The following is a 17,311-nucleotide window of genomic DNA, read 5'->3' as shown; positions in this document are numbered from 1 at the left end:
GCAACAGGACCGTGAGCACCCCGGTCGCGTAGACGACCGGGCGGCGCATGATGCTGTGCGCGAGGCGGTACCAGAACCCGTGCGCCACCTCGTCCTGCGGGAGAGCCGGCGGCGGGCGGCGCAGCAGCCGCCGCACCGACAGTGCCTCGACCCGGGGACCGAGGACGGCGAGCAGGGCGGGCAGCACGGTCAGTGCCGCCACCATCGCCACCACGACCGCGGACAGACCACCGAGACCCATCGAGCGGAGGAAGGCCATCGGGAAGATCAGCAGTCCGGCCAACGAGACGGCGACGGTGACACCGGAGACCGCGACCGTACGACCCGCGGTGGCCATCGTGCGGGCGACGGCGTCCTCGACACCCAGCCCGCGGGCGATCTCCTCGCGGAACCGCCCGACCATGAACAGGCCGTAGTCGATCGCCAGGCCCAGTCCGAGAATCGTCACCACGTTGACCGAGAAGACCGAGACGTCGGTCAGGTAGGTCATCCCGCGCAGCGCGGTGAACGCTCCGAGGATGGCCAGAGCGCCGATCGCGAGCGGCAGGCTCGCCGCGGCCACGCTGCCGAAGACGACGACCAGGAGCACGAGGAGCACCGGTATGGAGATCGTCTCGGCGAAAGCGATGTCCGCCGCGACCCGCTCGCGGATGTCGCGGTCGACCGTGGTTGCGCCGCCGACCTGGGTCCGCAGGCCGGGCGCGGCCAGTTCGTGCTCGATCTCGTCCAGCGCTTCGCCGCGCCGCGCCTCGTCGTCGCCGGCCAGGGTCAGCACCGCGTAGGTGGCGTGCCGGTCGTGGCTGACCAGGGCCGGGCTGCCGGTGCTCCAGTAGGTGACGGTCCGGGTCACCACGTCGTGGGGAAGCGCTTGGAGCGTCTGGGTGACGGCTCGCCGGAACGCCGGGTCGTCAACTGTCGCGCTGCGGCTGGTGTACAGGACCACCGCGTCGTTGCCGGTCCGGCCCAGCGTCGCCTCGGCACGTGCGGCCGCACGCGAGCTCTGGCCGGCCGGGTCGTCGAACCCTCCGGTGGTCAGCGAGCCGAAGACCCGCGTGCCCCAGATGCCGCCGAGCGCCAGGAAGGCCGCGGCCAGGCCGATCACCCACCACCGTCGGCGGACCATCGTCCGCCCCAGCTTCTCGAACATCGCCGTCCCCTCCTGGCTTCGTCGGCTCGGTGGTGTCAGCGCGCGGCGCGCTTGACGAGGGCGGCCGTCGCCGCGGGCTGCGCGATCATCGCGACGTGCGAGGTGTCGGCCTCGAAGGTGTGCGCGCCGGCCCGGTGCGCCATGAACCGCTGCGCCGCCGGGGGCAGCACCTGGTCGTCGCGGCCCACGAGGTACCAGGACGGAATGGTCTTCCAGGCCGGGGCGCCGGACGGCTCCCCGAGGGTGCGCACGTCCGCCGGCCGCTGGCCGGCCCACATCAGCTCGGTGGTCGCCTTCGGCAGGTCCCCGGCGAACACGTCGTGGAAGAGGTCCTTCTTGATGTAGCCGTCGACGAGGCCCTCACCGTAGGGCCGGAAGTCCAGCGCCTCCTCGCTGAGTCTGCTTCCCGGGTACTTCGTCTGCAGGCCCAGCAGCGTCTCACCCTGATCGGGCACGAACGCGGCCACGTAGACCAGCGCCTTCACGTTCGGGTTGCCGGTCGCGGCGTTCGTGACGACGATCCCGCCGTAGGAGTGCGCGACGAGGACGAGCGGGCCGCTGAGAGTCGCGAGGATGCCGGCCAGATAGGCGGAGTCGGAGGCCACGCTGCGCAGTGGGTTGGGCGGTGCGATGACCGGATAGCCGTCGCGGACGAGCCGGGAGGCGACCCCGTTCCAGCCGGAGGCGTCGGCGAACGCGCCGTGCACGAGTACCACGGTGGGCTTCTGGCCGCTGCCGCTTCCGGTGTGTGCCTGCGCGGCGGGCGCGTCGAGTGCGGCGCCCACCACGACGGCGGCGGATCCGGCCAACAGCCCCCGGCGAGTTGTCGTCATCGATATACATCCTTCGGTATCCGGTGTGCTCAGTGGTGATCGCGGGTCAGCGTAGAACCGGCTACTTGACGAGCACTGAACAGAAATCCGGGCGCCCTCCAGGGGCCGCTTCACCATCAGTTCCGTTGTTGTCAAGCACGCCGAACCAGCCTGCGGACATGAAGCCGATAAAGAGCGAAGCCGCCTTCGCGCACAGCCGGAATACGCGTCGGTGAAATACCCGTCGGTGAAATTGAGTGACAGACACTGAGCTTGCCTCTGTCGGGGATCTTGGTATCCCCGGCGGTGAAGCTCCCAACTGATCGTGGACACCTGGAGACTGGGACGGTCAAGAATCCGCGATCACGGGGAAACCTCAACGGCACGCGGCGTCGCAGTGTGGGCGCGCTTGTCCAAGGTGTACCGGCGTTGCAGCGCGATGGCGATCGTCATGAGCACGGCCGGCACCAAGGTGAAGCCGTAGCGAACGGCCGCCAGCGCGCCGGGAGACTGCGTGGTGTGCTCGCCCGCGGTACTGGCCACGAACCCGCCCGCAGCCAGACAGGCCGAGTACACGTACGGCCCCAGTGCGCCGCCGGTGGCCTCGGCGGCGGTCCACACGCCGGTGTAACTGCCCACACTGGCGGTACCGGCCGGCCCGGCGGCGGCGATGACGTCGGGCACCATCGACAGCGGCATCAGTTGCATCGCGGCGAACGCGATGCCCAGCATCGCCACGGCTGCGATCAGCAGGGGCAGGCCGGCCGCGGCGCCCAGGGCCAGCACCAGCGAGCCGGCCACGAACGCGGCCTGGGCGGCGAGCAGGCTGCGCTGTTTGCCGAGACGCCGGGCCACCAGTACCCACAGGGGCGTGGTCAGGACCGCCGGCGCCATGAACGCCGCGACGAGCACGGTCGTGAGCGCGGAGCGGCCCAGCTCGTACTCGGCGAAGTACGGCATGGCGGCCAGTACCAGGTGCATCGTGATCGCGACGGTCAGATAGGACGCGGTCAGCGCACGGAACTGCCGGTCGCGCAGCGCCACAAGGAGCCCGCCCCGAGTTCCCGGCCCAGCCGGGGTGCCCGGCGCGGCCCGGTTGAGGCGGGCGACGCCGGTGATGCCGGCCAGCATCGCCGCAAGCATGGCCGCGCCGAGCAGCAGGGCCATTCTCGTGTAATCGCCGACGCCCGGATCGTCGCCGGCGACCGCCGGCGCGGCCACGCCGGCGAGCAGGACGCTCACGGTGATCACGACATTGCGGTAGCCCATGAGGCGGGTCCGCTCGTGGTAGCCGATGCCCAGATCGGCCGGTGTGGCGAGGTAGGAAACCTGGTAGCACGAGTAGAGCAGGTTGCCGGCGACCAGCGCCACCGAGACCCATATCGCGGCGGTTGTCCCGTGCAGGTCCGACGGCACGGCGAACATGGCCGCGAAGGCGAGCACCACGACGCAGCCGGCCGACATCAGTTGCCGGCGGTGGCCGCCGCGGGCCAGGCCGGCATCGGAGATCCGGCCCACCCACGGGTGCAGCACGATGTTGGCGACATTGGGCAGCAGCAGTGCGAGGCCGGCCGTCTGCGGCGGCACGGCCAGGACGTCGGTCAGGAAGTACAGCAGGAAGATGCCCGGCACGGTGACCCAGATGCCCATGCCGACCGAACCGGCGGCGAACGGGACGAGTGCGCGGAGGGGGAGCCGAACGTTGGTCATGAGCAGCCTTCCGGGAATCCGCCGTAGGGGACTGTCGTTGCTCGCTTGCGTCCTCAGAAGGCCAGGGCCAGTCGGCGTACGGCCTCGCGCAGTTCTTCCGGAGTGCGGTCGCTGTAGGACAACCGCAGGTGCCGGGCCGAAGACCGCCGCCGGGGGTCCGCCGCGTCCGCCGCGAAGAACTCGCCCGGCTGGTAGATCACGCCGTGGGCGGCCGCCCGTTGCAACAGCGCCGCGGGGTCCACGGCGTCGTCGGTGAGCCGCGGCCAGAGGAACAGCCCGCCTTCGGGGGCCACGATGTCGAGGGCGCCCGGGAGTTGTTCCCGCAGGGCGTCGATCAGCACGCCGGCGCGTTCCTGGTACAGCGCGTTGGCGCTGCGAACGACCCGGTCGAACCATTGGGCGTCTTCGGTGAGCAGCCGTTCGACTATCGCCTGGGTCACCGAGGATGTGTGTACGTCGAGGCGGTTGCGCAGCCGGATCACCGGGTCCACGAGGTGGTCCGGCAGCACCAGCCAGCCCACGCGCCAGCCGGGGCCGAGGGTCTTGGTGAAGGTGTTGACGTGGATCGCCCGATCCGACTGGTTGAAGACCGCGACACCCTGGTCCTGGCCGCCGAAGCGCAGTTCGCGGTACGGATTGTCGACGATCACGTAGAAGCCGTACCGCTCGGCGAGCTCGATCAGTGCCTGCCGCTTCGGCGCCGAGAGACTGACCTGGGCGGGGTTGTGGAAGTCGGGCACGGTGTAGGCCGCGGCGATCCGGGCGCCGGTGGCGAGCCGCCGGGCGAGGTGTTCGACGTCGAAGCCGTCGGCCACGACCGGTACCGGCATGATCCGCGTCGTCGACACCTCCAGGGCCCACAGGAAACCCGGGAACACCGGATCGTCCACCGCGACGGTGGCACCGCGCTCGACCACGCTCAGCACCGCCAGTGCGAGGCCGTGCATGCCACCGTTCGTCACCACGATCCGGCTCGGGTCGACGCCCTCCCGTTTCGCGATCCAGTCGCACAGCGCGGCGGATCCGCGCGCCGGCGAATACTGCAGGCTCGCGACCGCGGCGTCGGGGGCCTGCCACAGCTGCGCCGATGCCTGGCCGATCGCCTCGACCGGCAGAGCCTCGGGCGCGGGGATGCCACCCAGCAGGCGAATCGTTCCGGGGGCAGGGGCGGCCAGGCTGGCGTCGACGAAGCCCTTCGGCGCCGAGAGCCCACGGGCCAGGGCCGTCAGCCCGCTCTGGTCCTCAGGGCTTGCGGTCATGCATTGCCTCCAGTTCCTGAGAGGAGTCGCTCGGCGCGTCGCGCGAACAGGTGCGCCTCACATGCGGTGGATTGCGTGTAGGCCCGCTCGGCGGCGGCCCGGACAGCGGTGAGGGGTGCGCCGCGGGCCTGCAGCAGGCGCGCCTTCAGCAGCAGGAGCAGCCCTTCGGCGTAACGCTGGCCGTAGTCCCACATCGCCTGGTCGGCTCGGTCGAGAGCGGCGTCGGCCCGGTCGGGCGATCCGGCTGCCAGCCACATCTCGGCGATCAGTGCGTAGTGGTAGGCGATGCCCCATTGCGGCGGATCGAGCAGGTTGGCGACCAGGAGTTCCTCGGCCTCGGCCGCGGCGCCCGCCGGATCATCGCCGGTGAGGGCGCGTGCCCAGCACCAGCTCTGCCGGATGTAGTGGTCGATCTGGGCGCGGAGCCGGGCGAGGCCGGCGGCGGCCCACCGCTCGCCGGCGCGCCGTGCCGCTTCGGCGTCCCCGGCCATGGAAGCGATCATGGTCGTGTAGTAGACCCAGACCGAGGCCGCGTACGGGTCCCCCGGGGTGTCCCAGGTGTCGACGAAAGCCAGCGCCGCGTCGACATCACCGTGCAGCGCGGTCATGACCGCCCGCCAGCCGGGCCCTTCCCCGGGAATGCCGCCGTCCCGCCGGAGCGGTGTCTCCTCGTCCGGGGCGAGGGCACCGCCGGCAGCGGCGACATCCTCCTTGGTGAACGACCGGTACGCCTCGCCGATGTTGCCGATGTCCCACTGATGCAGGCCCCAGGCCTGTCGGCCGTAGCGTCGGACGGCCGGATCGGAGGACACTTGACCGAGCTCGTGCATGCGGCGGGCCAACTGCCCGCGGCCCTTCTCGATGGAGGTGTAGGCACCCATCAGACGGATGAAGAGGAAGTCGGCGGCCTCCGCCTCCCGGCCGAGGGTGCGGGCCAGGTATTCGGCCCGCTCCAGCAGGTCGAAGGTCGAGGCGTCGTACCCCGACTGTCGTCTGACGACGATGGCGAGCAGCGTGAGGGCGGAGAACTCCAGTTCCATGAGTCCGGAGGCACGGGTGACCTGTATGGCGGAGCGCAACTGCCGGTTGGCGGACTCGAAGGCGAGCTTGGCTGCCGCGCGGCGCCCGGCGCGGATCAGCGCCTCCGCGGCGCGAACGGGCTCGGCGAGGGGGCCGGCGGCCCACAGGTGGTAGGCGAGGCGTTCGGCGACGTCCTCGTCGTCGGCATGGATCTGTTCGAGCGCGTCCGCGACGCGCAGATGCAGCCGGGTGACCTGCTGTGTCGTCGCGGTCTCGGAGACCGACTCGCGCACCAGGTCGTGCGCGAAGCGGAGCGAGGACGGGTCCTGCGGCCCGGGTTCGAGCAGCCCGAGAGTGTGCAGCGGTTCCAGACGATGGAGACAGTCCGCGACGTCCACACCGGTGGCACGGGACAGCAGCCTGAGGTCGACGTCGCGGCCGATGAGCGCGGCCACCCGCAGGAGGTCGCGGGCGAGGTCGTCGAGCCCGGCCATCCGGTCGCGGACGACGTCGTGGACGGTGGAGGGGACCCCGGCCGATGGGGACGTGTCGCCGTCGGCGATCGCGCCGACCCCGCTGAGGAGCCGGGACAGTTCGCGGACGAAGAACGGATTGCCGGAGGTGCGGGCGTGGATGGCGCGGGCGACGGCGTCGTCTGGATCCTGGCCGGCCTCGTGGCGGATGAGTGCGGTCACGTCGGCCAGGCCGAGCGGGCCGAGCCGGAACCTGCGGTGGCCGGGCCGCCGGCTGGCAGCGGCCAGCACCCGGGAGAGGTCCGGGCTGAGTGTGGGTGCGCGGTCGCGCAGCGCGCCGATGACCGCGGTGCCGTGGGGCAGGCGCCCCGCCAGGTGCTGCAACAGCTGCAGGGAGGTGGCGTCGGCCCATTGGAGGTCATCGAGTATCAGGAGGGTCGGCCGCCGTGCCGAGGCTTGTCCGACGAGGGCGACGACCTGTTCGAACAGCCGGAACTGGGCGTTGCCGTCGGGGAGTTCCCGGGTCGCGTCGTCCCGCGCCGCGAGGAGGCTGCCCAGCCCGCCGGTGAGCCACTGTTCGCTCGCCGCAGCGGGCAGGCTGTGGACGACCTGGCTCAGCGCCTGCTCCCAGGGCCACATCGCCGGTGTCCCGTCGCCCTCCAGGCAGGAGCCCCAGACGGTGAGTGCACCCAGTCGGCCCGCCACGGCGGCGGCCTCCTCCAGCAGCCGGGTCTTGCCCGCGCCCGGTTCGCCTTCGACAACGCCGATCGCGGTGTCGCCGGCGAGTGCGCGCTCCACGATGCGCCGCAGCGTGGCGAGTTCCTCGGTCCGGCCGATCAAGGTGGCCGCCGTGGTCCGCCCGGCCTCCTCGTCCGCCGCCCGCACGAGCGGCGAGGCCGGGGGCTGGGTGAGAATCCGCCGCTGTGCGTCCTCCAGCGCCGGACCCGGGTCGATGCCGAGCTCCTCGGCGAGCCGGTCGCGGGCCTGACGGAACACCGACAGCGCCTCCGCCTGGCGGCCGGCAGCGCCGAGAACGCCGACGAGACCGGCCTGCACGGGTTCGTTGAACGGTGCCATCGATGCGGCCAGTTGCAGAGCCGCAAGCACCCGCTCCGGTTGACCCGTCGACACGGCGAGCTCCGCCGCCGCCGCGCACGCGTCGTAGAACTCGTTGTCGAGTGCGGCGAAGACCGTCGTGGCAATGGTCCCGTCGCCGATGCCGTCGCCCGCCGAGCCGTGGCAGAGCCCGAGCGCCCCGACGTAGTGATCGAGGGCCGCCTCGCGATCGTGCTGAGCCAGCGCGGCCCTGCCGGCATCGACGAGTTCCCGGAACGCGACGAGGTCCAGCGTGGCGGAGCCGACGGCGAAGAGGTAGGCGTTGCCGCGTCGGTGGAGGAACGATCCGGCTTCGCGGACGGGCAGCAGCGGCTCGAACAGCCGTCGCAACGCGCCGACGTACTTCTGGAGAATGTTCACAGCCGACGCCGGGACGTCCTCGGCCCAGATCAGGTCGACCAACTCGCTCGTACTGATCGGCTGGCCCGCGCGGGCGAGCAGCACCGCGAGCAGGTACGACTGCTGCCGAGGCCCGGGGTCCAGTTCGACGCCGTCCCGCCAGATCCGCAACGGACCGAGAATCTGCAGACGCAGATGTCCGCCGGAGGAAGCCATGCCCACCCCATACCCCCACTCACGGGCCGACCACGATCGGCTGCGGCACAGCCACTTTACGGTTCCTTTGCGGCCTGGGTCCATCCGCCGGGGCGACCACCGGGCGACGCTGTCGTGGCGGAACCAGGTTGCCGATCGGCCGGTACCCATGCATCGGCGGCCGGTCCATGTGCCGGTCTGCAGGGGCCCGGTGTGATTCGGCCTCGGCCGCCTCTGCCGGCGCGAGCGAACCACCGATCGCCGACCAGCGCAGTTCCAGAGGGAGTTCCGTCCCAGAACCACACAGCGCAGAGGCTGCTCCGGTCACCGCTACGCCGATTGCGCCGGCCTCGCTCACCGGCCGTCGGCGTCGTGAACACGGATGTCAGCGGGATGTGTTGTCCGCGAGCTCGGCCAGCAGTTCCTCGGCACGGCGGGCGAACAGGTGGGCCTCGCGCTCGACGGACAGTGTGTGCGCCCGCTCGGCAACGGCTTGAACGGTGGCGACCGGCTCGCCGCGTGCCTGCAGCACCCGTGCCCGGAGCAGAAGCAGCAGGCTTTCGGCGTAGCGCTGGCCGTACGTTTCGATGGCCGAGTCCGCCCGGTCGAGCGCCGCGTCGGCCTCGTCCAGCTTTCCGGCTGCCAGCCACATCTCGCCGAGGAGCCCGTACCAGGTGGCCAGGCCCGAGCGTGGCGGGTCGGAGAGCGACGCGACGATCAGATCCTGCGCCTCTGCGGCTGCGCCGACCGGGTCCCCGCCGGTCACGGCGCGCGCCCAGCACCGGGCCAGCCGTTGGTAGCTGCCGAGGAAGCCGAACGAGAACGCGGGGTCCACGGCGATCCCGCACTCGGCGGCGCGCAGCGCCCGCGCCGGGTCGCCGATCAACGCCGCGACTCTGGCGGAGAACGCCGCCCAGACCGTGATCGCGTAGGGGTCGCCTCCCGCGGCGGCCTCCATCGTGGCGAGCTGGGCCAGTGCCCCGTCGACGTCCCCGTGCAATGCGGTCATCATCGCGAGCATCCCGGCCGCGAGCAGTCGCAGATCGCGCCGGAGCGGGTCCTCCTCATGGTGGGCCAGGTCGTCCAGAACGGTCCAGTCGGTCCGGCTCAGGTACCGGAACGCCTCTCCGATGTTGCCGACACCCCACTGGTGGATGCCCCAGGCGTACCAGCCGTAGGCGCGCACGGCGGAGTCGTCGGACGCCTCCCCCTGCGCCAGCAACTGGCCGGCCAACCGGCCGGCGCGGTCCAGCTGTATGCCCTGGGCGTACGCGGCCCAGCGGGAGAAGAGGAAGTCGGCGGCCTCCCGTTCCCGGTTCAGTCCACGGGAGAGGTGTTCGGCCCGCTCCAGCAGATCGACCGCCGAGCCCACGTATCCCGCCCGCATTCCGTCCACCGCGGTGAACAGTGACAGGGCGGCCAGCTCCAGCTCCGCCAGGCCCGCTGTGCGTGCCACCCGCGCCGCCGAGTGAAGCTGGCGCGCGGCTGCCTCGAGCGCCAGCTTGGCTGCGGCGCAGCGGCCGGCCCGGACGAGCGCGGTCGCGGTTCGGGCCGGATCCGCGAGCGGTCCGGCAGACCACAAGTGATGGGCGAGGCGCTCGGCCACCAGTTCGGTGTCCGCGGCCCTGTGCTCCAGGCCGTCGGCGACCAGCAGATGCAGCCGGGCCGCACGCGGCGGCGATATGGTCTCGACCACCGATTCGCGGACCAGGTCGTGCGGAAATCCGAACGAGTAGGGGTCGCCGGGCGAAGGTTCGAGCAGGCCCAGCCCTTCGCACGCCTCCAGCCGGTCCAGACACGTCTGGTGGTCCAGACCGGCGGTGCGGGCGAGGAGAGCGAGGTCGACGGTACGGCCGATCAGCGCGGCGATCTGCAACAGGCTGCAGGCGTCAGCACCCAGTCCGGTCATCCGGTCGCGAACGACATCCCGGACAGTGGCCGGTACCGCGGTCAGGGCCGCGGTGGCCTCGGTGAGGACATCGCCGTCGGCGAGAAACCGGGACAGCTCGCGGACGAAGAAGGGGTTGCCGGCGGTGCGGGTGTGGATGAGGCGGGTGGCATCCGGGCCCGGGTCCTGGCCCGTCTCACGGCGGACGAGTTCGGCCACCTCGGCCGGGCCCAGCGGGCCGAGCGGGATCCTGCGGTGACCGGGCAGCCGACTCGCCGCGGCGAGCAGCCGCCCAAGTTCCGAGCTCGGCGCGGGCGCACGGTCGCGGAGCGCCCCGATCACGGCGGTGCCGCCCGGCAGCCGAGCCATCAGGTGACCGAGCAGATCCAGCGAGGCGGCATCGGCCCACTGAAGGTCGTCGACGACGAGCATCACGGGTCGCCGCGCCGATACCTGGCGGACGAGCGCGACAGCCTGCTCGAAGAAGCGGAACCGGACGCCGCTGTCCGGCAGGGCCGACATCGTGCGGCCGCTGCCGCGCGATGTCACGAGACGACCGAGTTCGCCCGCCTGCCAGTCCTCGCGCGCCGCGGCCGGCACGTCGTCCAGGAGCGCGCCGATGACCTGCGCCCACGGCCACATCGACGGCGCCCCGTCCCCCGGCAGGCAATGGCCCCGGGCAACGAGCGCGCCACGCCGGTTCGCCTCGGCACCGGCCTCCTCGAGCAGGCGGGTCTTGCCCACTCCGGGTTCTCCCTCGACGAGCACAAGCCCCGTCGATCCGGCGAGTGCCGATTCCACCGCATGCCGCACCACCGCCAGTTCCTCGGCCCGGCCGACCAGGCCGTCGGCAGTCGACGCCCCGGTGGTGGGTGCCGCAGGCCGTTCATGGGGCATTTCCTCAGCCGGTGCCCGTTCCAGCACCCGCAGGTGAGCGGCCACCAGTGCCGGGCCGGGGTCGACGCCCAGTTCCTCGGCCAGCCGGGCGCGGACGGTCCGGAACACCGACAGCGCCTCGGCCGGCTGGCCGGCGGCAGCCAGGGCGGCGATGAGACTCGCCTGCACTCTCTCGTCCAACGGCGCCATCCGGGCGGCCATGTGCAAGGACTGGAGCACACGTTCGGGCCGGCCGAGCCTTGTCGCCAACTCGGCTGCGGCCACGCAGGCGTGGCGGAACTCGTCGTCCAGCCCGGCGAAGATCGCCATACCGGTCGAGCCATAGGCGACCCCGTCGCCGGCCGAGCCGTGCCAGAGCCCCACCGCTTCCAAGTACCCGTCGAGCGCCGCAGCGAGCCGCTGCTCCGCGACGCCGCCCTCGGCCGCATCGACCAGCTCACGGAACCTGACGACGTCCAGTGTCCCGGGGGCAGCCACGAACAGGTACGCGCTGCCGCGACGCAGCAGGTACGAGCCGGGTTCACGCGCGGGCAACGCCGGCTCGAGCAGCCGCCGCAGCGCGCCAGCATACTTCTGGAGAATGTTGACCGCCGAGGCCGGGACGTCCTCGGCCCAGATCAGGTCGACCAACTCGCTGATGCTGACCGGCTCGCCCGCACGGGCGAGGAGAACGGCGAGCAGATACGCCTGCTGCGGAGGACCGGCGTCCAGTTCCACACCGTCCCGCCAGACCCGCAACGGCCCGAGAACCTGCAGACGCAGAGATGCGTCGGAGGAGGCCATTCCTTCTTCCAATCCCAGTCCCGGGTCGCCCTCGCCGCCTTCCGCTGCCCGTGGTCACCGAGGTCACGCGGCAGGGAAAGCGACTGCTGCTCGTTGCCGGCCGGAAGGGCAGAGCAAACGACCAGGGGCGACAGCAGTGATCGCGGCAGGTTCTTCAGCCGGGCAACGCGCCGATTGCCACGGGACTGGACAGGCTGGAGTCAGAAGCCGTTGTCCGTCGTGCCGCCGGCGGGACGGCGCGGACAGTGACCGCGGCCGGCCCGTCCTACTGGCCGATCACCAGGTCCTCGGTGGGCAGTGTCTGGCAGGCCAGCCGCCAGCCCGCCGCCAACTCGTCGGCGGAGAACATCCCCCGGTCGTCGGTCTCGTAGGCGCCGGAGAGCACCCGCACCCGACAGGTACCGCAAGCGCCTTCGCCGCACGACTGGGGCAACGCGACGCCGACGGCGTTGGCGGCGTCAAGGACCGACTGCCCGGGGCCGCACGGGAACGCCGGGGCGCCGCCGACCATGTCGATCATGAACTCGGTGACACCGGCCGCCGCGGCGGCGACGGCGATGGCGTGGGCCTTCTCCCGGCGGGTCTCCTTGCTCCGGCCGGACACGAACGCCTCGGTGCGGATGGCCTCTCGTGGCACCCCCAGCTCTGTCAGGCGGCCGATCAGGTCCTGCATCATGGGCGCCGGCCCACACAGGTGCACGCGGGTCGCCGGGCCTGCGTGGGGCCGCAGCTCGTCCAGACCGATCCGTCCCTCGCGTTCGGTGACGAAGACCGACACCGCCAGCCCCGGCAGCCGGGACCGCAGCGCCTCGATCTCCGGCCCGAACACCACCTCGTCCTCGGTCCGGTAGCTCGCCAGCAGGACGATCCGCCCCGTGTGGCGGGCGTCGGCGGCCGCGAGCAGGACACTCATCAGCGGGGTGATCCCGACGCCCCCGGCGATGAGCAGGAGTGTGTCCGCCGTGCCTTCCTCGGAGCCCGGATCCCAGGTGAACTCGCCGTGCGGGCCGCTCACCCGCAACGCCGGCCCGACCTCCAGTTCCTCATGCAGGAATCCCGAGCCCAGGCCGTCCGGCTCGTGCTTCACAGCGATCTCGACGAAGCCGCTCTCCCCGGGACTGCTACAGATCGAGTACGACCGTTCGATCGGCTCGACGGCCACGGGCAGGTCGACCTTCACGTACTGCCCGGCGGCGAACGCGAACGGCATCGTGTCCCCGTCCAGGGGTTCGAAGCGGATCCTCCGGACCGTCGGGGTCAGCACCTCGATGCCGGCCACCCGCAGATAGCCCTCCCAGGGCGTGGCCGGATCCCGGGTGATCCCGCCGGAACGGATGGCCTGCCACATCGTCCCGAGCTGCCGCGGTTTCAGGACCGCGTTCGCCGCCATCAGCCCGCCGGCCAGCGCCCCCACCACGCCGGACCCCCAGGCGTCCTGCCCGGCCACGAAGAGTCCCTTGACCGGAGTACGGCATCCCGCCCGCGCCGAACGCAACCGCTGGGGAGTCGCCGCGAGTCCGTAGAAGGATCCCCGCACGCTGTGCTGATAGGTCTCGAACGACAGCGGCGTCGCCAGTTCGGCGAACGCGATCGTCTCCCGGAAGCCGGGCCAGCGTTCCTCCAGGCGGGCGATCAGCCGCCCGGTCAGCTCGTCCTTGAACTTCCGGTAGCTGTCCGGCCGCTCGTTCTCGGGCGTTCCGCGCCACTGGTCGACCACCTTCGGATCGACGAGTTCCAGCAGTTCCACCGTGTGGAACCGGGCAGCCGGGTTGTTGAGCGAGGCGAAGGAGACATACAACGTGCCTTCCCCGGGAGGGCGAGGAACGCCGTCGTGCTCGTCGAGATCCGGCATGAACCAGTGGTTCTCGCCGCGCAGTCCGAACTCGGCCGGCGACCGGTCCAGTCCGAGAAACAGCATGACCGCCGACCGTTCCTCGGGCAGCTCCGCCAGTTCGTGGCTTTTCCCGATCAGGGCGTACGTGTTGCGAACTCCGGCCGCCGAGACAACGGTGTCCGTCCGCACACGGTAGCGGCGGCCGGTGGCGGTGTCCTCGACATCGACGCCGGCCACCTTGCCGCCCTCGACGAGGACCTCATGAACCCTCTGCCGGGAGCGCAGCACCACGCCGTACCGCTGCAGGATCTCCAGAACCACCCGGTTGAGCTCCTGCGGGCCGCCCACGGGATGTGCGGTGCCTTCCATGAAGAAGGTCAGCGGGACCGCCGCGTGATAGCCGAACGCACTCGATGCCGGCGGAGTGCCGTAGAGCCCCCATCGCGCGGCCAGAACGGCCCGCAGGCGCGGATCGCGGAAACTGCGGGAAACCTGGTCCCGCAACGAACGGAACGTCGACGGGAAGAGCCGCTCGACGATGGGCGCACCCGCCTTTCGTACGCCTGCGGGGAACGATGCGAAGACATTGCGCGCGGTCAGCCCGGCCATGGCCCAGCGCGTCGTCCGGAAGAATCGGTCGATCGCGTCGGACTCGGCAGGGAACCGTTCCTTCAGACGTTCACGGAACCGTTCCTTCGTGGCGGGGACGGCGAAATCGAACCCCGGGAAGTGCAGTGCGTCGTACTCGTCCGGCAGGGGCGAAAGCTGCGCCCTTCCGTCCGTCATGAACCCGAGGAACGGGCCGGCACTCGCACTCATGTAATGCAGCCCGGTGCCGAACCGGTATCGCCCGGCGCGGGAGAACTCGTGCGTCATCCCACCGAGCGTGTAGTGCTGTTCGAGGACGAGAACACGCTTCCCGCCGAACTGCGCGATCGTGCGCGCCGCCGCGAGACCGCCCATACCCGACCCGATCACCACCACGTCGGCTTCCTCGTCCGGCACCATCGGCAACCCCCCAGTCATCTGTCCTCCAAGGCGCCCAGATTGGCCGAACCGGCTTGACGTCGACTGAATGATCAGTGAAGCCCACCGGGAACCGGGTCCCGGTCTCATTCCATTCCCGTCCAGTGCGGCGTCGTAGCTTTGCGCCGAGCGTGAGGGTGTGGAGCCGTGTAGTTCTTCGCTGAATTCATCCCCGAACCCATCACCGTCGCCGCGGTCACGCCTCCGGTTCGTCGACCGACGTGTCCGGACACTTCCGGCGGTCGAGGTCGCGCCGGCGGACGTTCCCCGCAAGCGGGGTTCGAAGAAGTGGTCGTCAGCCGGACGGTGCGGGAGAACCGACACCCGCTCCGGTCCTTGTCGGCCGTCATCCGAAGGAGAGGTTGGTCCATGGAGAGCGGGAAACCGACGATCGTGCTCGTACACGGAGCCTTTGCCGACAGCAGTGGCTTCAACGCCGTCGCCAAGCGGCTTGTCGCCGACGGCTATCCAGTGGTCGCCGCGCCGAATCCACTTCGAGGCCTCGCCTTCGACGCGATCCACGTCAAGGCGCTGCTGGACAGCATCGGGGGACCGATCGTGCTGGTCGGGCACTCGTACGGCGGTGCGGTCATCTCCACTGCCGCCGAGGGAAACGCGAACGTGAAGGCACTGGTCTACCTGGCGGCGTTCGTGCCGGAGACGGGCGAGAGCACGCAAGCACTGGTCGAGAAGTTCCCGGGCAGCACCGTGGGCGAGTCCCTGAAGCCTGTGCCGCTGCCCGACGGACAGGTGGACCTCTACATCGACCCGAAGGTCTTTCATCCCCATTTCGCGGCTGACGTGTCGGCAGAGGAAGCCGCCCTCTACTCGATCACGCAACGCCCGGCCACCGGCGCCGCACTGGGCGAGCCCGCCACCGGCCCGCAGGCATGGCACACGATCCCGAACTACAACCTGATCAGCGGCGCCGACAGGATCATCCCGCCGGCGACGCAGGAGTTCATGGCCCAGCGCTCCGGCGCGAAGACCCAGGTGGTCGAGGGTGCTTCGCACATGGTGTTCGTCTCCCGGCCGGGTGCGACGGTGGCCCTCATCGAGACAGCCGTACAGGAGCAGACGCTCCCGCAATAGCACCGCCGGTCACCGCAAGTGCATCGATCCGATGAACCACGGGAGGGAAAATGCAGAAGAGCGAAAAGGCCATGAGGTGGGGCCTGCGGATCCACCTTTTCTGGTACGTCATCGCCAATGTGGCCCAGGTGGTGCTGTGGGCGATTCTCACACCCGACCACTTCTTCTGGCCCCTGTGGTCGATTCTGGGCTGGGGTATCGGGCTGGTGATCCACTTCTGGGCGATTCGTTCGAAGTCCCGATCACTCGTCCGGCCATGACCTGAACCATCGCAAGAAGGACCAGAGGAGAATCATGTCCGAGAAAGTGGTTCCGGGTCGCAACACCGCCGCCGCCGAAGGCGACGTCGTCGTCTTCCACATCGGGCTACGGATCAACCGGCTGCGAGCATTCTCCAGCTGGCTACCGGCATTCATGTCGATGCCGCGCATGCTGCGTGAGCTGTCCCAGGAAAAGACCAGCGGGCTTCTCGGTTACAAGGTGCTCTACGGCGGCCTCCGGGACTTCTACGTCGTCCAGTACTGGTCCGACAAGGAACGGCTCCTCGCCTACGCCCACCAGCAGGACAAGGAGCACCGGCCCGCATGGACGGCGTTCAACCGACGAGCACGTGCCGGGAAGGGTCATGTGGGTATCTGGCACGAGACGTTCATCGTCCCGGCAGGCTCCTACGAATCGGTGTACGTCGACATGCCCGCATACGGCCTCGGCGCCGCGACAGGCGTCGTACCGGTCGGTCGGCGCGGCGACACGGCGGCCCAGCGCCTGAAGGCGGCAGAGAGGTAGGCATCCGTTCCACGAGGATCGCTCACACTGAACCGCCCTGGCTCGTATGGAGACCACGTGGTCTCCGCACCGCAGTGCACCTGAGTACGGTGTCGGCCAGGCCGGCCGGGCCACGCACTCCACATGATGCGTCATCGGAAAGATGTCGGCCGGGGCAAGTCTCGGAAAAGACCAGGTCAGAGGAGATTTTTGGGCTCCCCGGGTGAGCCGTCAGGGCTTCGGAGCGTCAAATGAGCGTCACGGCCGGCGTGCGCTGCTCCGTCGACGAGCGCTGTCGGTGTCCACGAGTTCTTCGTTTCCGGCGAGCGGGAAGACGTCGGGCGGCAGGCAGAGTGCTGACCGGTCAGCAGGTTGAGCTCGCCGAGGAAGTCTCCGGGTCCGCCCCGGTAGATCACACGCTCCGGCTCGATCACCGTCGCGTCCCGGACGATGTCCACGGTCGCCGACCGCAGCAGGAAGAAGTCGTAGGTGTCGTCGCCGGACGTGAACAGATCCCGGCCGGGCTCGGCGTGCTCCACCTCCCCGTACTCGGCGAGTCGGCGGAACTGCTCGTCGTCCAGGACCGGCCCACGCTCTGCCGTACCGTCGTTCGCGTGATTCCTCCGTCACACCGGACCAGAAGGGTCTCTTGCTGGAGTGCTGGTCGAATCGAGTTGTTCAGGCGCGAACCGGAACGGGCGCCGGCTTCACCCGGGCGACGGTCATGGCATACAGGAGCAGACCGGCGGTGGTGAGGTTGCACTGGCTGTCGTATGCGCGCTGATGCATCGTCTCGTCCTCGGTGGGAGGGTCAGTCGGACGACATACGGGCCGGTGCGGGGCGGGGATCAGGCGCGGGAGGCGGGTCGTCGTCCTCCCGGAGGCCGTGGCGGGCGTAGAAGCGCCGCAGGGGCGCCGGCGCCCACCAGTTCGCGTTTCCGAGCAGGCGCATCGT

Annotated in this window: 11 protein-coding genes; 3 read left to right on the top strand and 8 right to left on the bottom strand. The window is 70.5% G+C overall.

Annotation, left to right across the window (positions count from 1 at the left end):
* The 7 genes from ACFWPS_RS52345 to ACFWPS_RS52315 all read right to left on the bottom strand — a co-directional run.
* The coding region (locus tag ACFWPS_RS52345; RefSeq protein ID WP_383721217.1) for an MMPL family transporter at nucleotides 1-1,147 on the bottom strand (1,147 nt) is incomplete at its 3' end.
* A gap of 35 nt (nucleotides 1,148-1,182) precedes the next feature.
* Nucleotides 1,183-1,980, bottom strand: coding sequence for an alpha/beta fold hydrolase (locus ACFWPS_RS52340; RefSeq protein ID WP_383721214.1), 798 nt, complete (start codon nucleotides 1,978-1,980; stop codon nucleotides 1,183-1,185).
* A 342-nt stretch (nucleotides 1,981-2,322) separates the two neighbouring features.
* Nucleotides 2,323-3,669 carry an MFS transporter gene (locus ACFWPS_RS52335; RefSeq protein ID WP_383721211.1) on the bottom strand — a complete coding sequence of 449 codons (1,347 nt, stop codon included), beginning with the start codon at nucleotides 3,667-3,669 and terminating at the stop codon, nucleotides 2,323-2,325.
* A 53-nt stretch (nucleotides 3,670-3,722) separates the two neighbouring features.
* Complete coding sequence (locus ACFWPS_RS52330; RefSeq protein WP_383721208.1) at nucleotides 3,723-4,928, bottom strand: PLP-dependent aminotransferase family protein; 1,206 nt, start codon at nucleotides 4,926-4,928, stop codon at nucleotides 3,723-3,725.
* Nucleotides 4,925-8,092, bottom strand: a complete 3,168-nt coding sequence (locus tag ACFWPS_RS52325; protein ID WP_383721206.1) for an ATP-binding protein — start codon at nucleotides 8,090-8,092, stop codon at nucleotides 4,925-4,927. The genes ACFWPS_RS52330 and ACFWPS_RS52325 overlap by 4 nt, the downstream gene beginning before the upstream one ends.
* Nucleotides 8,093-8,456: 364 nt before the next feature.
* The gene (locus ACFWPS_RS52320; RefSeq protein ID WP_383721203.1) at nucleotides 8,457-11,639 is read right to left on the bottom strand and encodes an ATP-binding protein; all 3,183 of its coding nucleotides are present in this window, start codon (nucleotides 11,637-11,639) and stop codon (nucleotides 8,457-8,459) included.
* A gap of 265 nt (nucleotides 11,640-11,904) precedes the next feature.
* Nucleotides 11,905-14,499 (bottom strand): FAD-dependent oxidoreductase, encoded by a 2,595-nt coding sequence (locus ACFWPS_RS52315; protein WP_383721201.1) that lies wholly within the window; start codon nucleotides 14,497-14,499, stop codon nucleotides 11,905-11,907.
* A gap of 369 nt (nucleotides 14,500-14,868) precedes the next feature.
* Between ACFWPS_RS52315 and ACFWPS_RS52310 the strand changes: the two genes are divergently transcribed.
* Genes ACFWPS_RS52310 through ACFWPS_RS52300 form a run of 3 tightly spaced genes read left to right on the top strand, consistent with a single transcriptional unit; the run spans nucleotide 14,869 to nucleotide 16,377 of the window.
* A complete protein-coding gene (locus ACFWPS_RS52310) occupies nucleotides 14,869-15,591 on the top strand; it encodes an alpha/beta fold hydrolase (protein WP_383721199.1) in 723 nt (240 codons plus the stop codon).
* A gap of 50 nt (nucleotides 15,592-15,641) precedes the next feature.
* Entirely contained in the window at nucleotides 15,642-15,851 is a 210-nt protein-coding gene (locus ACFWPS_RS52305; RefSeq protein WP_383721196.1) for a 2TM domain-containing protein, read from the top strand.
* Between the two features lie 34 nt (nucleotides 15,852-15,885).
* Nucleotides 15,886-16,377: a DUF4188 domain-containing protein gene (locus ACFWPS_RS52300; RefSeq protein WP_383721194.1), complete on the top strand. Its 492-nt coding sequence runs from the start codon at nucleotides 15,886-15,888 to the stop codon at nucleotides 16,375-16,377.
* A gap of 176 nt (nucleotides 16,378-16,553) precedes the next feature.
* On the opposite strand, the gene ACFWPS_RS52295 is transcribed toward ACFWPS_RS52300, so the two are convergent.
* Nucleotides 16,554-16,895 (bottom strand): cyclic nucleotide-binding domain-containing protein, encoded by a 342-nt coding sequence (locus tag ACFWPS_RS52295; protein WP_383721191.1) that lies wholly within the window; start codon nucleotides 16,893-16,895, stop codon nucleotides 16,554-16,556.
* Nucleotides 16,896-17,311: the final 416 nt, after the last annotated feature.

This window comes from Streptomyces sp. NPDC058457 (genome assembly GCF_042720695.1).
Lineage (GTDB): Bacteria > Actinomycetota > Actinomycetes > Streptomycetales > Streptomycetaceae > Streptomyces.
This window is presented reverse-complemented; position numbering and strand designations above follow the sequence as displayed.

Excerpts from the sequence above, each read along its gene's own strand:
- ACFWPS_RS52340 (WP_383721214.1), bottom strand. The coding sequence starts at position 1,980 with ATGACGACAACTCGCCGGGGGCTGTTGGCCGGATCCGCCGCCGTCGTG.
- ACFWPS_RS52335 (WP_383721211.1), bottom strand. The coding sequence starts at position 3,669 with ATGACCAACGTTCGGCTCCCCCTCCGCGCACTCGTCCCGTTCGCCGCC.
- ACFWPS_RS52330 (WP_383721208.1), bottom strand. The coding sequence starts at position 4,928 with ATGACCGCAAGCCCTGAGGACCAGAGCGGGCTGACGGCCCTGGCCCGT.
- ACFWPS_RS52325 (WP_383721206.1), bottom strand. The coding sequence starts at position 8,092 with ATGGCTTCCTCCGGCGGACATCTGCGTCTGCAGATTCTCGGTCCGTTG.
- ACFWPS_RS52320 (WP_383721203.1), bottom strand. The coding sequence starts at position 11,639 with ATGGCCTCCTCCGACGCATCTCTGCGTCTGCAGGTTCTCGGGCCGTTG.
- ACFWPS_RS52315 (WP_383721201.1), bottom strand. The coding sequence starts at position 14,499 with ATGACTGGGGGGTTGCCGATGGTGCCGGACGAGGAAGCCGACGTGGTG.
- ACFWPS_RS52310 (WP_383721199.1), top strand. The coding sequence starts at position 14,869 with ATGGAGAGCGGGAAACCGACGATCGTGCTCGTACACGGAGCCTTTGCC.
- ACFWPS_RS52305 (WP_383721196.1), top strand. The coding sequence starts at position 15,642 with ATGCAGAAGAGCGAAAAGGCCATGAGGTGGGGCCTGCGGATCCACCTT.
- ACFWPS_RS52300 (WP_383721194.1), top strand. The coding sequence starts at position 15,886 with ATGTCCGAGAAAGTGGTTCCGGGTCGCAACACCGCCGCCGCCGAAGGC.